This is a genomic window from Reyranella sp., from assembly GCF_965249915.1.
GTDB lineage: Bacteria > Pseudomonadota > Alphaproteobacteria > Reyranellales > Reyranellaceae > Reyranella.
In genome coordinates this window covers 2,794,074-2,808,595 of the sequence record NZ_OZ252257.1, presented here as the reverse complement: position 1 = coordinate 2,808,595, position 14,522 = coordinate 2,794,074, and the positions used below count along the sequence as shown (strand labels likewise).

The window sequence follows — 14,522 nt, the reverse complement described above, 5'->3', positions numbered from 1 at the left end:
CGCCCGGCTCGCCAGCCCGGCCCGGCGGCTTCGTGCTAGGCTCCTTCCATGAAACGGTTTGGCGATCCCCGGGTGGCTGCAACGTTCAAAGCCTATCCGCGGGATGTGCGTGCCCGGCTGATGGCGCTGCGCCGGACCATCTTCGATGTGGCAGCCACGACCGACGGCGTGGGCGTGCTGACGGAGACACTGAAATGGGGCCAGCCAAGCTATCTCACCGAAGAGACGGGCAGCGGAACCACCGTGCGCATCGACCGGTTGAAGGGCGAGAGCGGCGGCTACGCCGTCTTCTTCCATTGCCAGAGCGGCTTGATCGGCCAGTTCCGCGAGCTCTATCCGGACACCTTTGCGTATGACGGCAAGCGGGCTATCAAGTTCGGGTTCGACGACCGGTTGCCCTTGGGTGAGCTAAGGCACTGCCTGGCCCTCGCGTTCACCCATCACTTGCGCGCGAAGTAGCGGCTACGCAGCGAGAGGCATTCCTCCTCGAGGATGCCGGTCGTGAATTTGATGTCGGCGCCCACGAACTCGGCAAACGTTTCGACGGAGTAGCGGCCGAAGTTGCGTCCCACAGTCTTGAAGCGCAGGCCCAGCACCCAGTGGCCGACCTTGGCGTTCAACAAGGCGCCGGCGCACATCGGGCAAGGCTCTACCGTGGTGTAGAGCGTCGTGCCCGACAAGTCGTCCGTGCCGAGCGTGCGGCATGCATCGGAAATGGCGTCGGTCTCCGCATGGACCAGCGAGTTGGCCGTGTGGATGCGGTTGCGTCCGCGGCCGACGATCTTGCCCTCCCGCACGATCACGGCGCCAACGCCCATGTCGCCTTCCTTGTCCGCGACGGCGGCGAGTTCGAGGGCCTGCCGCATCATCGTCTCGTGATGGTTCGTGTCCATGGCCACGATCATGGACGGGGCGTGTCGCATCGTCACCCTGATTCCAAGCCGGCCCTTCGTGCTAGGCTCGATCTCAATCCTTCCGTCCCCAGAAGACGGGAGAGGAAGACGAAGCGGGAGCGAAGCGGCATGAGCGGCAAGTTGAAGGACAGGGTGGCGATCGTCGTCGGGGCGGGCTCGAGCGGGCCGGGCTGGGGCAACGGCAAGTGCACGGCGATCACCTTCGCGCGTGAAGGCGCCAAAGTGTTCTGCGTCGACCTGAAGCGTTCTGCGGCCGAGGAGACGGCGGGGCTGATCGAGAAGGAGGTCGGTCCCGGCTTCGCCGTCGCCTACGAGGCCAACGCCTCGAACAATGCCGACGTGAAGGCGATGGTCGACGCCTGCATGGCGAAGTGGGGCCGCGTCGACATCCTCGACAACAATGTCGGCATCGGCTCGCAGGGCGGGCCGGTCGAGTTGAGCGAGGACGAGTGGCATCGCGTGTTCGACGTCAACGTGAAGAGCTTCTTCCTCACGGCCAAGCACGTGCTGCCGATCATGGAGGCGCAGGGCAAGGGCGCGATCGTGAACGTGAGTTCGATCGCCTCGATCCGCAGTCCCAAGGGGATTTCCTATCTCGCCTACAATGCCAGCAAGGGCGCGGTGAACTCGCTCACCATGGCGATCGCCTCGCAGTATGCGGAGAAGGGCATCCGCTGCAACGCAATCCTGCCCGGGCTCATGCACACGCCGATGATCGACTTCCTGGCCGAGCAGTATGCGAAGAGCGAGAAGGACCATAACCAGGCCTACGAGAAGATGATCGCCATTCGCGACCATGCCTCGCCGACCGGCAAGATGGGCACCGGCTGGGACACCGCAAACGCGGCGCTGTTCCTCGCGTCGGACCAGTCGGCCTATGTGAACGGCCACCTGCTGGTGGTCGACGGCGGCATCACGGTGCGGGCTTAAAATGCCTGCCTTTCGAGGAAATCGAGGAGAATATTCGAAATAAACGAAATAAACGCAACGAACGAAATGACTCGGGCGGTTTGCCGAAAAGGTATCCAGATACCGCGACGACAAGGGCTCCGGCAGAGGCTGCCCGGTCAGCGGCGGGCGCGCCTCAGGATCGTGCGGAAGACGATCGGTCCGGTGATGATGATCAGGAACAGCCGGAAGAGATGGTGGGTCGCCACCATCGCGATTTCGATGCCCAGTGCCAGGCCGATCAGGCTCATCTCGGCAAAGCCGCCGGGGGCGTAGCTCAGGACGGTGGCGTCGAGGTTGAGGCCGGTCAGCGCGTGGGTGATCTCGGCGAAGCCCACCGCGCAGGCGATCAGGATGAAGGCGGCGCCGATCGAGGCCGCCATCTCCTTGTGCAGCTTGTCGAAGTTGGCGCCGACGAAGCGGCAGCCGATGCCGGTGCCGACCACGACCTGGGCTGCCGCCACCAGGAAGCCCGGCGGCTGGGAGTTGGTGAGACCGCCCAGATGGGCGATGGCGCTCACGATCATCGGTCCCATCATGAAGCTGGCGGGCAGGCGCAGCAGGCGGCCGAGCACCGCGCCGATCACGCCGCAGGCGATCAGGACGGCATAGTCCTTCCAGTCGTTGCCCGTGGGGCCGTGGACCATGGTCAGAACGCTGGTCTGCGCACCGTTCACCAGCCGGTACCAGATGGGGATGGTGAGGACCACGGTCAGGATCCGCAGCGCATGCGCGAGCGCGATCGAGCGCTCGTCGCCACCCATCGCGCCGCCCATGATGGTCATGTCGTTCAAGCCGCCCGGCATGGCGGCGAAGTAACAGGTGACCTTGTCCCAATCGGTGACGCGTCGCAGCCAGGCGTAGCAGAGCGTGGCGCCGGTCATGGTCATGCCTGTCAGCACGCACAGGCTGACGGCCCATTCGCCCAGCCGCTGCAGCAGTTCGGGCGTAAAGCCCGACCCGAGCAGGACACCCAGGATGATGATCATGCCCTGGCGCAGCCGCACCCGCATGCCCACGCGCAGGCCGAGGAAGGCGGCGACGGTGGAGAAGACGCAGGCGCCCAGCATCCAGGCGAGCGGCATGCGCAGCCAGTTGAAGACGAAGCCGCCCACCGTGCCGATGACGAGCGCCAGCGCGAGAGGCTGCCACCCTTCGTGGCCGATGATCCTCTTCTTCTCGGGCTTGAAAGATAGGTCCTTCCCACTCAAGGAGCGAACTGCTCCTTCAGGATCCGTTCCTCGAGATCGTGCTCGGGGTCGAACAGCAGGGTGAGCTTGGTGTCGCTGGCCTCGGTCACGGCGACATGGGCGACGTTGGGGATCTCGACCGAATCGGCCGCCGCCGCGACGGGACGCTTCCTGGGATCGAGGATCGTGAATTCGACCCTGGAGGTGCGCGGCAGCAGCGCGCCGCGCCAACGCCGCGGCCGGAAGGCGTTGATCGGCGTCAGCGCCAGCAGGCCGGCCCCCAGCGGCAGGATCGGTCCGTGGGCCGAGAGATTGTAGGCGGTCGAGCCGGCGGGCGTCGCCACCAGCACGCCGTCGCAATGCAGCTCCGGCAGGCGCTTCTGGCCGTCGACCGCCACCTCGATGCGCGCGGTCTGGCGGCTCGAGCGCAGCAGCGATACTTCGTTGATGGCGAGGACTTCCGAGACTTTGCCGCGGGTGTTGGTGGCCACCATGCGCAGCGGCGTCAGCGTCACCTGGCGAGCCTTCTTGAGGCGCTTCAACAGGTTGGTTTCCTTGAAAGTGTTGAGCAGGAAGCCGACCGTGCCGAGGTTCATGCCGTAGATCGGCTTGAGCCGCCGCATGTTGCGGTGGAGTGTCTGCAGCATCAGCCCGTCGCCGCCCAGCGCGACGATGACGTCGGCCTCGGCGGTGGTGGCTGCACCATAAATCTTCTCGAGGCGGGCCTTGGCCTCGCGGGCCGTGGCGGTGCTGGCGCAGACGAAGGCGAGGCGGGGAGCGGGCGGGGACTGGACGGCCATACGGGATACAGCAATGCCTCGGGTGCAGGAATCGCACTATAGCCGCCCGCCGCGCCGGTGCGATAAATTCCCGGTCACAAAAGAAACTGCGAGGAGGAACGCGATGGAACTGGTCCCACTGGCCGATGGCTTCGGCGTCGAAGTGAAGGGCGTGTCCCTGCTCGACGTCGCGACCGATGCCCAGGCCTACAAGGCCGTCCGCGAGGCCTTCGAGACACATTCACTCCTTGTGTTCCGAGACCAGCAGATCGCCGACGACGTCCAGGTCGCCTACAGCCGCGCCTTCGGGCCGCTGGAGCTCACCAAGGCAGCGTCGCTCGGCGAGAACAGCTTCTATTCGCGCCTGACCAATGTCGGCCAGCAGGGCGAGATCGTGCCGCCCGATCACCGCCAGGTGCTGGTCGCCAAGGCCAATGCGCTGTGGCACACCGACTCGTCCTTCAAGAAGACGCCGGCACTCGCCTCGGTGCTGACCGCGCGCGTGCTGCCGGGCGAGGGCGGCGAGACCGAATACACCTCGACGCGGCTCGCCTGGGAGCGGCTGCCGGCGGACATGCAGGAGCGGCTGAAGCACTCGGTGGCCACGCACTCCTACGCCAACAGCCGCGACCAGATCCATCCCGACCTCGCCAATGCCGAGGAGCGCAAGGCGCTGCCGCCGGTGCGCTGGCGGCTGAACTGGCGCAACCCGGTCAACGACCGCCGCGCGCTCTACGTCGCGAGCCACGCCTATGCGATCGACGGCATGGACGACCGCGACGCGCGCCAGCTGCTCTCGCAGCTGCTCGACGAGGCGACGCGGCCGGAGTTCGTCTACAGCCATAAATGGCGCCAGGGCGATGCGGTGATGTGGGACAACCGCGCCATGCTCCACCGCGGTCGCCCGTGGGACTACACGCGCGAGCGCTCGATGGTGCGCACGACGATCTCGGCCACCGACGCGGACGGGCTCGGCGAAGTCACGCCGCCCGTCGTTCACTAGAGACTTCGAGGGAGACTGGCGGCCCGGCGTAGAGCCCGCGCCGCCAGTTCGAGGCGCGGCGCTATTCCGCGGCGGCCAGACGCTGCTGGTTCTGCTGGGCCACGACCTTGGCGCGGGCGAGGTCCTCGCCGCGACGCTTGTTGACGGCCGCGCCGCCGCCCGCCGTCTCGGCGAACAGCGACAGCTTGTCCATGTCGTCGTCGACCACAGGCTGCAGCGCGAGGTCGGTGTATTCGAGGCGCTTCGGGTCGTTCTTGACCTTGCGGCCGATGGCGATGCCCTGCAGCGTGAGGCGCGCGTAGATCTTGAGCTTGCGCCAGAAATCCGCCGCCACCTTGTAGTGGAACACGCCGATCGGCTCGATCGGCATGCCATGGCGGCGGTCAAGGCGGTACTTCATACGCACCGCGCCGCCTTCCAGCGGATGCACGCCCTCGGCCTCGAACATGATCTTGAACATGGTCATGAAGCGCGCCGGCTCGGCCGGATCACGGCCCGGGATCGCGCCATGCCGGCGGGCCACCGTCTCGATGTGCTCGGGCGTGTAGTAGGACTTCCAGGCTTCGCGATAGACCTGCTCGAACTCCGCGTCGCTCATCTTCGGATGATGCACGCAGCGATGATGGACGTCGTACTTGTTGAGGTCGGGGTCCATCCACACACCCTGCTTCCACAGGGTCTGGTGATCCTCGGAGCCGGGCAGCGGCGTGAGCATGAACAGCTCGAGGATGTCGAGCGGCAGCTCTTTCTTGATGATCTCCATGTCGCGCAGGATCGAGGCGCGCGTGTCGCCGGGGAACCCGAGAATGTAGCCGGCCCAGGTCGAGGCGCCGCTGGTGTGCCACGCCTGCAGCATCTTGCGGTACTCGGTGATCTTGTTCTGGCGCTTCTTGGCGGCCAGCAGATTGTCCGGGTTGACGTTCTCGAGGCCGATGAAGACACGATAGACGCCGGCCCAGCGTGCCTTATGGATGAAGTTCGGGATGCGATGGCACTGGGTGTCGACCTGGATGATGAGGGACAGCTGGATTCCCTCGTTCTCCTTCAGCTCGATGAGCCGGTCGAAAAAATCCTCCCAGTGCTTGTTGCGGGCCATGTTGTCGTCGGTGATGAAGAACGACGTGATGCCCTGCTTGTAGTTCTCGCGAATGATCGCTTCGAGGTCGTCGGCCGTGCGGAAGCGGCTCTTGCGGCCCTGGACGTTGATGATGGTGCAGAACGAGCACTGGAACGGGCAGCCGCGGCCGAGGTCGAAGCTCGACATGCCGCCTTCGTTGCGCGCCAGCGCCGACGGCGGCAGGTGCGGGGTGGGAGCGCCCTCGAGACCCGGCAGATCGTCCATATAGTTGTAGAGCGGCTTCATGGTGCCGTTCATCGCGTCGCGCATCACGATGTCGAAGCGGCCTTCCTCGGCCTCTCCGGCGAAGATCGAGACGCCCATGTCCATGGCTTCCTGGATCTCCGGCGGGATCACCGGCAGCATCGACAGGCAGCCCGACACGTGGAAGCCACCGATGGCCACCGGGAAGCGGCCCTTCAGGAACTTGCGGGCGAGATCGACCGCGTGGGGATACTGGTTGGTCTGGACGCCGACGAGGCAGATCAGGCCCTTGCCGCCGCTGCGCTCGATCTGGGCCATGAGCCGGTCCGGCCTGACGCGCGTGTTGGTCTCGTCGATCGGGTGAATGACGATGTCCACGTCCGGCCCGAGCACCTGCCGCGCACGGCAATCCTCGCCAAGCCCGTAAAGGGCGGCGAGCGTGTTCGAGGGGATGTGGGACCGAAGCCAGGTGATCGGGTAGCCGTCATCATCGTAATGAGTGGGCTTGATCAGAATGAGATGAAACTTCGTACGCTTCACTGCACCGCCCATAGCGGATTTCTCCAAGACATTACCCGCACGCGGTTCCAGCCAATTACCGCTTGACGGCATTCATTGTCACAATGCTCTGAGCCGGTCCCCAACGCAACGGGGCGCGACTTATATTCTCAGTTTGGGTGCGTAATAGGGCCACTAGAATTAGGGTTTTGTAGGGCACTGAGCCCAGCCATTAGTGCGGATGCGCCATGCCCAGCCGATTATTGCAGTCGATGCCGTGGAAGCGCAGCTTGAGCTTACCCGAAGCGTCTCCGACGAAGGCGCAGGGTGAGGGAACGAACAGGAATTGAGTCTCATCGCACGTGCGCCCGCCCTGGCGCCTTTCCAGATCCGGAGCTTCCGGTTCCAGTGGCCGGCCGACCTTCTCGCCTCCTGGGCGTTCGAGATGGAAACCGTGATCCTGGGCTGGTTCGTGCTGGTGTCGACCGGCTCGGTCCTGGCGCTGGCCGTCTTCGGCTCGCTGCAGTTCCTCGGCACGCTGATTTCTCCCCTGTTCGGCATGGCGGGCGACCGCATCGGCAACCGCAACGTCCTACTTCTCATGCGGACGGCCTATCTCGTCCTGGCGAGCTGCCTCGCGGTGCTGTTCCTGAGCGGCCTGGCGGCGCCCCTGCCGGTCTTCCTGCTGGCCACGATCATGGGGCTGGTGCGCCCCTCGGACATCACCCTGCGCAACCTCCTGGTCGGCGAGACCATGCCGGCCGACTATCTGATGCGAGCCATGGGCGTGTCGCGGACGACCGCGGATTCCGCCCGTATCGTGGGCGCTCTCACGGGCGCCGGGCTGGTCGCTGCCCTCGGCTCGGGCCTGGCCTACGTCGCGGTCTGCGGCGTCTATGCCGTGTGTCTGGCGCTGACCCTGGGCGTGGGCACGCGGCGGCTACGCATCCTGGGCGACGGCGAGGTCATGCCGTCGGCGTTCGGGGCGTTGCGGCAGGGCTTCACCTATGTCTGGTCGACGCCGGTCGTCCGCGCGGTGATGTTGCTGGCCTTCCTGGTGAACTTCGCGGCCTATCCGTTGACCGGCTCGCTGCTCGCCTATGTGGCCAAGGACATCTACCGGCTGGATCAGACCGGCCTCGGCTGGCTGATCGCCAGCTTTGCCGGCGGCGCGCTCACCGGCTCGATCCTGGTGTCGCTGTACGGCGCCCATATCCGGCCGGCGCGCACCATGATTGTCTGCACGCTCGTCTGGATGTCGCTCAACCTGGTCTTTTCCTGGCTCACGACCCCATTGATGGGGGAGATCGTCCTGTTCGGGTCGGGGCTCTTCCAGAGCTTTTGCATGATCCCGATGTCGGTGATCCTGCTCCGCGTTACCCATCCCGCCTTGCGCGGCTGCGTCATGGGCGTGCGCATGCTGGCCGTCTACGGCATGCCGCTCGGGCTGCTGCTTTCGGGCCCGCTGGTCGAGTGGACCGGCTTTGCCGCCACCGGGACCCTCTACAGCGTGCTGGGCATCTTCTTCACGCTGGCGATCGCAGTAGCGTGGCGCCGCGACCTGTGGGACCGCGCGGCCGCCGTTAACGTTCGCTAGCCGGGCAACCTGCCGGGAAGGCGTGCGTTCCAGCCGGAATGCATCATCGCCACGCCAAGACCGTCGCCGTGGCGATGGCAGCCTTTTTCGCCTTGTGTGCTTCGGCAGGGGCCCAGTCGCCCGACGAGGTCAAGCCGCCGCCCCGGCCTTCAGCCACCGAGGACGAGCAGCGGAATATCTACACGTTCCAGGTCGAGAACGACGTCTTCAACCGCTTCGGCAGGTCGGATCGCGACTACACCAGCGGCGTCAGGATAGGTTGGTTGTCGCCCGCGATCACCGAGATGCCGCACGGCATCGTGGCCATGACGACCATCCCGACGTTCCTGGGCGAGCCCGCGGCCGATTCGGTCATCCGCCGTATCGCCATCTCCGCCGGCCAGAACCTCTACACGCCGGAGAACACCTATGTGTCGAACCCGATCTACAACGACAGGCCCTACGCGGCCTGGCTCTATGCGAGCTTCGCGTTGCAGTACACCTACAAGCGCCACGATTCCCGGACCGGCATCGACGAGCCGACGCGCCTGGACACGCTGCAGGTCGATCTCGGCGTGATCGGGCCGGCCGCGGGCGGCGAGTTCGTGCAGAACAACTTCCATCAGCTGATCGGCGTGTCGCCTGCCTATGGCTGGGGCAACCAGCTGCATAACGAGCCCACGGTCGGGCTCACCTTCGAGCGGCGCTGGCGCACCGGCCGCGCCGTGCTGATCGACAATCCCAAGCTGGAGGTGGATTTCATCCCGCGCGCGGCTTTGGCGGTCGGCAATGTCGCCACCTATGGCAGCGTCGGCGGCACGGCCCGGATCGGCAAGAACCTGCGGGACGATTTCGGGCCGACGCGCGCCCGGCCGGCATTGCCCGGATCGGACGCCTTCATCGGCGACGGAAGCTTCGGCTGGTATCTGTTCGCGGGCTTCGACGGGCAGGCGGTTGCCCGCAACATCTTCCTGGATGGAAACACCGACGGGTACAGTCAGCGGGTATCGCATCGTCCGTTCGTCGGCGAGGTGCAGGCGGGGCTTGCCGTTCTGTGGCGTGGCATGCGGATTTCCTACACCCAGATCCTGCGCACGCCGGAGTTCTACGAGCGCGATCGCATCACGCAGTTCGGCTCGATCAACCTCACGTTCAGATACTGAGTCGGCCACTGAGTCGGGCGGATACTGAGCGTAATTCCGGTGCAAAATAGAAGGGGCGCCCGAAGGCGCCCCTTGGACTGCCGGCTGGGGCGCTAGATGCGTCCCATCAACAGCAGGATTACGACGATGATGAGCACCAGTCCGATACCACCGCTCGGATAGTAACCCCAGCCGCTGCTGTGCGGCCAGGTCGGAAGCGCCCCGATCAGAATGAGGATCAGGACGATCAGAAGAATGGTGCCCAACATTGAATGCTCCTTAGCCTAGGTTTGCCTCGGCGAACGACCAGTTCGCGAGCTTGTCGAGCCAGGCCTGGACGTGGTCCGGCCGGCGGTTCTGGAAGTCGAGGTAGTAGGCGTGCTCCCACACGTCGGCGACGAGGAGCGGGGTGCCGCCATGGGCGATCGGGGTATCGGCGTTGGCGGTCGTCTCGATCTTGAGCTTGCCGTCCGCGCCCTTCACGAGCCAGGCCCAGCCGCTGCCGAACTGCCCGACGGCCGCCGCCTTGAAGGCCGCCTTGAAGGCATCGAGGCCGCCAAAGCTGTCGTCGAGCGCGCTCTTGATCTTGCCGGTCGGCTCGCCGCCCTTCGGCGCCATGCTGTTCCAGTAGAAGGTGTGGTTCCAGATCTGGCCGGCGTTGTTGAAGATCGCCTTGCCCTTCTCGTCCTTGGCCGACTTCTTGATGATGTCCTCGAGCGACAGGCCTTCGTACGCCGTGCCGGGGACGAGTTCGTTCAGCTTGTCGACATAGGCCTTGTGATGCTTGCCGTAGTGGAAGGAGATGGTGTTGGCCGAAATCACCGGCGCAAGCGCGTCATCGGCATAGGGGAGTTTCGGAAGAGTGAAATTGGACATAACGCTATCCTTAGCTGGCTGGCCCGGATCGTCCCGGGCGGGCGGCGTCCGACATGAACGCACCTCACCTTATGACGTTGCGCGTTGCGATGGTGCTACGTTTTTTCCTGTAAATTCCCAAAGCCCTGATTCGCCGTGTGGGTTCGGGTCTGGTCTCTGGGCGTGCGCGCAAGGGCCAGATTCCGGGCAAGTCGTTCTCACTTGCTGAGCTTGAAAGGGTATCGCGCGCTTTTTTCAGCGAACGTTTCTCAGTCGCTCACTCTGTGGTTGCGTGCCCGGAATCGGTGAGTATTTGTGAGAGCCGACTCATTCAAAGAGGAGGTTCGCCATGAAGGGCAACCCGCAGATCATCGCCGAGCTCAACAAGCTCCTGAAGAACGAGCTGACGGCGATCAACCAGTATTTCCTCCACGCCCGCATGATGAAGCACTGGGGCTTCGATCGCCTCGGCAAGAAGATCTACGAGGAGTCGATCGGCGAGATGAAGCACGCCGACAAGCTCATCGAGCGCATCCTGATGCTCGACGGCCTGCCGAACCTCCAGGACCTGGGCAGGCTCGCGATCGGCGAGAACGTGCCGGAAGCGCTCGATGCCGACCTCAAGCTCGAGACCGCCGCACGCACGGCGCTGGTCGAGGCCGTGACGGCCTGTGAGGCGGCGAAGGACTATGTCAGCCGCGAGATCGCCGTCAGCATCCTCGAGGACGCCGAGGAGCACATCGACTTCCTCGAGACCGAGATCGGCCTGATCGAGAAGGTGGGCGTGCAGAACTACCTGCAGAGCCAGATGGGCGAAGGAAAGGGCCCGAGCTGAAAGCTCGGGAGCCGGAATCAGTCGGCGGCGAGGAGCGTCGGCTCTACAGACCGTTCATGGGCGATCGCGTGGGCTATGCGATCGCGCATGTCGCAGGCACAGGTCCCGCATTGGGGACTCTTGCCACAGGCGCGGAAGACGTCGGCCGGTCGCCGCGCTCCTGCCCGGACGGCGGCATCGACTTCGCGCTCGCGAATGGCTTTGCAGATACAGATGAACATGCTCTGACGGCCGTTTCTTCCCGCTGTTGCGACTTACTCGCAGACGCAGGATAGGAGCGGAGACGGCCGACGGTCAAGCCCCCCTTAGGGGCCGGCTGTCGAGCGCCGCGCCTCGAACGTGAGTTTCTTCCGACGAAGGCTATTGCGGGGCCACCGTGAATGCCCCGATGGCCGTGATCGCGCAGTCCGCCCCCCCTGCATCCCGGCAGGCCTGCAGGGCCTTGGTGGTGGCGTCCTGCTCACTGGGCCGGCCGCTCACGATTCCCATCCGCCCATTCGCCGCCAGCGCGACGGCGCGCCAGTCATTGGCGATCAGATACTGCTCGAGAGCCTTGCTCTGGGCGTCATCGAGGGCGATGCCGACGTCCTGTGGCGTGAAGACGTCGGTGGGTCGCATCGTCTGCGGCGTACGGACCAGCACCTCATTGTTCAGCGCGTAGAGCACGCACGGCCGTCCCGTGAGATGGCCGCAAATCTGCAGGTTGCGGCGGATCGCATCGGCGTCGGTTTCGCTCGGGGACCACCAGTCGAACCGGTTGTGACCCATGACCAGCGCGCGGTGGTGCCGGTTGGTGAGGTAATGCACGGGCAGGCGTTCGCGCGCCAAGGCACTGAGAAGAGGGGCCGTGGCAGGATCGAATGCAATCGGCGGCGAAGGCCGGCTGGCGGGTACATAAGGTGCCGGCGGCATCGGCGGCGGCCGGAACGACCAGACCACGTTGTTCTCGACCGCGTAGAGCATGCAGCCGTCGTAGGTGCGAAGGACCGTTACTTCCCGTTCCACCTTCTTGTTGCACTCTTCGAGCGCGGCGCGCCGGGCCGCCGCTTCATCGACGCGGTCGATCGCCGTCACGAAAATTCCGCGGACATTCAAGGCCAGGGCCTTGGCCCCCGGTGCATCGGTGTAATTCTGCAGGGCTCGCCAGTGATAGTCGGGGACGAACGGAACGTCCTTGGCCACGAAGAGACGCGGGACCGGGGGCGCTGCGGACGGGGCCGGCGTCGGCGCGGCGGCGGGTGTGGCGGACACGGCCGGTGTTTGCGGGGCGGCAGAGGGGAGCGGATTGGCCGGCGCCGTCGGTCCCGGCGTGGCCTGGCTTGTGGCCGTTTGCGCGACCGGAGGGGGGGCGACAGGAACGGCCGAGCTGGGCTCCGCCGCCTGCAAGGGCGGGGACGGGGTGGGATGGCGAAGATAGAAGGTCCCGGCCAACGCACCCAGGATCAGGACCATCGCCACGCCTCCCGCGAGGAGGATCCGCGTCCGCGGCATCGATCGGGCTTCCGCATGGGCGGGATGGGCCGTGGGGGCGGGCCGTGCGCCGTCGATGGTCAGGCGATAGGCATGGATGGGCCGGGGGATGTTCTTGACGTGCTGGTCGCCGATATCCTCGGCGCCCAGCATCAGCTTGCCGACGATCTGTTCGTAGACCGAAGACGAGATGCAGATGCCGCCAACCTCCGAAATCGACTCGAGGCGCACCGCCACGTTCACCGCATCGCCCATGAGATCGTCGCCGCTTTCCACGACGTCGCCCAGGTTGACGCCGATGCGCAGGGTGAGCTGGTCGTCGGCCGTGGAGCCCGCATTGGCCGAGCGCATGGCCTCCTGGATTTCGAGGGCGGCGCGCACGGCCTCGACCGGGCTCGCGAATTCCGCCAGCAGCCCGTCGCCGGTCATCTTGAAAACACGCCCGCGATGCTGGCGCACGAGAGTGCCTGCCGTATCGAGGCGGGAGGCCAGCAGTGCCAGCGCATGCTCTTCGTCGCGCGCCGACATGGTGCTGAACGCCACCACGTCGAGGGCGAGGATCGTCGTGAGCCGTCGGAGGAGATTGGTATCGGTCATTGCGCGAGGATTTCCCGACCCGAAGCTACCATAGCTCGCGCCGGAGGACATGCTTGCGTGATCGGCCATGCTCTGCGAAGACCGACTCATGCAATCCGCAGAGCCCCGCTACTGGGAAGACTACGAAGTCGGCCGGAAATACCCGCTCGGCTCGACCAGCTTCACGGCCGAGGAAATCGTCGAGTTCGCCGAGAAATTCGACCCGCAGAGCTTTCATGTCGATGCCGAAGCCGCCAAATCCTCCCTTTTCGGAGGGCTTTGCGCGTCCGGCTGGCATGTCGCCGCCAAGCTGATGAGGCTCTTCGTCGATAACTACGTCGACAAGCGCACGGCGTTGGGCTCTCCGGGCCTCGACGAGCTGCGCTGGCTGAAGCCCGTGCGGCCGGGCGACACGCTCACCGCCTGGGTCGAGTGTGCGAACAAGGTCCCGTCCAAGAGCCGCCCGACCCTGGGCGTCATCCACGAGCATTGGACCGCGGTTAATCAGAACGGCGAACTGGTCATGACCTCCAAGGGGGTCAACATGGTACGCAGGAGGCCGGTATGAAGCGTGCAGTGAAGGGTCTCGACCATGTAGTGGTCATGGTCGACGGCATCGACGCGGCCGAGGCGGCCTACAGGAAACTCGGCTTCCAGGTCCAGCCGCGCGGCTTCCACAAGAAGCTCGGTACGGCCAACCACCTGATGATCTTCGACACCGATTACTTCGAGATCCTGGGCATCGTCGAGGATACCGAGTTCAACGCCGAGCGGCGCGAATGGCTGAAGGGCGGGGGCGGTCTCGCCAATGTGGCGCTGGCCACCGACGGCGCCGACGTGGCCTACGAAGCCTTCAAGGCGGCCGGCCTCAATCCCGATGCGCCGCTCTTCTTCGACCGGGCGGTGGAGGTGGACGGCAAGACGGAACTCGCCAAGTTCCGCACGGTGCGCATCCCGAAGGACAATATGCCGGTCGTCGGCTTCTTCGTCTGCGAACACCAGACGCCTGAGTTCGTCTACCGGCCGGAATGGGCCAGCCATCCGAACGGCGCGCGCGGCATCCTGGGCGTCACCGTGATTGCCGAGCAGCCGGCCAAGTGGATTCCCGAACTCGAAAAGTATTTCGGGCCGGGCTCCGTCAAGCGCGAGGGCGAAGGGCTGGTGGTCGACACCGGCACCCAGCCGATCCGCTACATGACGCCCAAGGACTATGCCGTGCGCTATCCCGGTATCACGCCGGTACGGACGGGCGATCATCCCGCGCTGCTCACGGTGCGCGTCGAGAGCCTCGTGGCCTGTGAAGACCTCCTCAAGAAGAACGGTGTCAGGTTCACGAAGCCCGACTCCGGCCGACTGGTCGTCCCGCCGTCCGAGGCCGCGCATCTCACCCTGGAATTCTCGGAGTTCTAGTCTTC

General features: G+C 65.3%; 16 protein-coding genes. 8 read left to right on the top strand and 8 right to left on the bottom strand.

What is annotated here, in order from left to right; translation table 11 throughout:
• The first annotated feature begins 48 nt into the window (after window positions 1–48).
• The gene (locus tag ACP15H_RS13845; RefSeq protein ID WP_425066763.1) at window positions 49–459 is read left to right on the top strand and encodes a DUF1801 domain-containing protein; all 411 of its coding nucleotides are present in this window, start codon (window positions 49–51) and stop codon (window positions 457–459) included.
• Here ACP15H_RS13845 and ACP15H_RS13840 read toward each other — a convergent pair.
• A complete protein-coding gene (locus ACP15H_RS13840) occupies window positions 441–893 on the bottom strand; it encodes a nucleoside deaminase (RefSeq protein ID WP_425066762.1) in 453 nt (150 codons plus the stop codon). The two genes, ACP15H_RS13845 and ACP15H_RS13840, sit on opposite strands and share 19 nt — an antisense overlap.
• Before the next feature lie 129 nt (window positions 894–1,022).
• Here ACP15H_RS13840 and ACP15H_RS13835 point away from each other — a divergent pair, with 129 nt between their 5' ends.
• A complete protein-coding gene (locus tag ACP15H_RS13835) occupies window positions 1,023–1,844 on the top strand; it encodes an SDR family NAD(P)-dependent oxidoreductase (RefSeq protein WP_425066761.1) in 822 nt (273 codons plus the stop codon).
• 137 nt (window positions 1,845–1,981) lie between these two features.
• On the opposite strand, the gene ACP15H_RS13830 is transcribed toward ACP15H_RS13835, so the two are convergent.
• Together ACP15H_RS13830 and ACP15H_RS13825 are read right to left on the bottom strand one after the other, a co-directional pair.
• The gene (locus ACP15H_RS13830) at window positions 1,982–3,073 is read right to left on the bottom strand and encodes an AbrB family transcriptional regulator (RefSeq protein WP_425066760.1); all 1,092 of its coding nucleotides are present in this window, start codon (window positions 3,071–3,073) and stop codon (window positions 1,982–1,984) included.
• Window positions 3,070–3,852, bottom strand: a complete 783-nt coding sequence (locus ACP15H_RS13825; RefSeq protein ID WP_425066759.1) for an NAD kinase — start codon at window positions 3,850–3,852, stop codon at window positions 3,070–3,072. The genes ACP15H_RS13830 and ACP15H_RS13825 overlap by 4 nt, the downstream gene beginning before the upstream one ends.
• A 103-nt stretch (window positions 3,853–3,955) precedes the next feature.
• Between ACP15H_RS13825 and ACP15H_RS13820 the strand changes: the two genes are divergently transcribed.
• Entirely contained in the window at window positions 3,956–4,834 is an 879-nt protein-coding gene (locus ACP15H_RS13820) for a TauD/TfdA dioxygenase family protein (protein WP_425066758.1), read from the top strand.
• Window positions 4,835–4,895: 61 nt separating this feature from the next.
• On the opposite strand, the gene ACP15H_RS13815 is transcribed toward ACP15H_RS13820, so the two are convergent.
• Complete coding sequence (locus ACP15H_RS13815; protein ID WP_425066757.1) at window positions 4,896–6,707, bottom strand: B12-binding domain-containing radical SAM protein; 1,812 nt, start codon at window positions 6,705–6,707, stop codon at window positions 4,896–4,898.
• Between the two features lie 292 nt (window positions 6,708–6,999).
• Here ACP15H_RS13815 and ACP15H_RS13810 point away from each other — a divergent pair, with 292 nt between their 5' ends.
• A complete protein-coding gene (locus ACP15H_RS13810; RefSeq protein WP_425066756.1) occupies window positions 7,000–8,250 on the top strand; it encodes an MFS transporter in 1,251 nt (416 codons plus the stop codon).
• A 38-nt stretch (window positions 8,251–8,288) separates the two neighbouring features.
• Window positions 8,289–9,392: a lipid A deacylase LpxR family protein gene (locus ACP15H_RS13805; RefSeq protein ID WP_425066755.1), complete on the top strand. Its 1,104-nt coding sequence runs from the start codon at window positions 8,289–8,291 to the stop codon at window positions 9,390–9,392.
• 92 nt (window positions 9,393–9,484) lie between these two features.
• On the opposite strand, the gene ACP15H_RS13800 is transcribed toward ACP15H_RS13805, so the two are convergent.
• Window positions 9,485–9,640: a DUF3309 family protein gene (locus ACP15H_RS13800; protein WP_425066754.1), complete on the bottom strand. Its 156-nt coding sequence runs from the start codon at window positions 9,638–9,640 to the stop codon at window positions 9,485–9,487.
• A 10-nt stretch (window positions 9,641–9,650) separates the two neighbouring features.
• Window positions 9,651–10,247 (bottom strand): superoxide dismutase, encoded by a 597-nt coding sequence (locus ACP15H_RS13795; RefSeq protein ID WP_425066753.1) that lies wholly within the window; start codon window positions 10,245–10,247, stop codon window positions 9,651–9,653.
• A gap of 328 nt (window positions 10,248–10,575) precedes the next feature.
• On the opposite strand from ACP15H_RS13795, the gene bfr reads away from it, so the two are divergent.
• A complete protein-coding gene (bfr, locus tag ACP15H_RS13790; RefSeq protein ID WP_422012329.1) occupies window positions 10,576–11,061 on the top strand; it encodes a bacterioferritin in 486 nt (161 codons plus the stop codon).
• Window positions 11,062–11,078: 17 nt separating this feature from the next.
• On the opposite strand, the gene ACP15H_RS13785 is transcribed toward bfr, so the two are convergent.
• On the bottom strand, window positions 11,079–11,282 hold the full coding sequence (locus ACP15H_RS13785; RefSeq protein WP_422012331.1) for a (2Fe-2S)-binding protein: 204 nt from the start codon (window positions 11,280–11,282) through the stop codon (window positions 11,079–11,081).
• Between the two features lie 139 nt (window positions 11,283–11,421).
• Window positions 11,422–13,128: an adenylate/guanylate cyclase domain-containing protein gene (locus ACP15H_RS13780; RefSeq protein WP_425066752.1), complete on the bottom strand. Its 1,707-nt coding sequence runs from the start codon at window positions 13,126–13,128 to the stop codon at window positions 11,422–11,424.
• 88 nt (window positions 13,129–13,216) lie between these two features.
• Here ACP15H_RS13780 and ACP15H_RS13775 point away from each other — a divergent pair, with 88 nt between their 5' ends.
• Window positions 13,217–13,675 (top strand): MaoC family dehydratase, encoded by a 459-nt coding sequence (locus tag ACP15H_RS13775; RefSeq protein WP_425066751.1) that lies wholly within the window; start codon window positions 13,217–13,219, stop codon window positions 13,673–13,675.
• Window positions 13,672–14,517: a VOC family protein gene (locus ACP15H_RS13770; protein ID WP_425066750.1), complete on the top strand. Its 846-nt coding sequence runs from the start codon at window positions 13,672–13,674 to the stop codon at window positions 14,515–14,517. Before ACP15H_RS13775 ends, ACP15H_RS13770 begins: the two co-directional genes overlap by 4 nt.
• Window positions 14,518–14,522 lie beyond the last annotated feature (5 nt).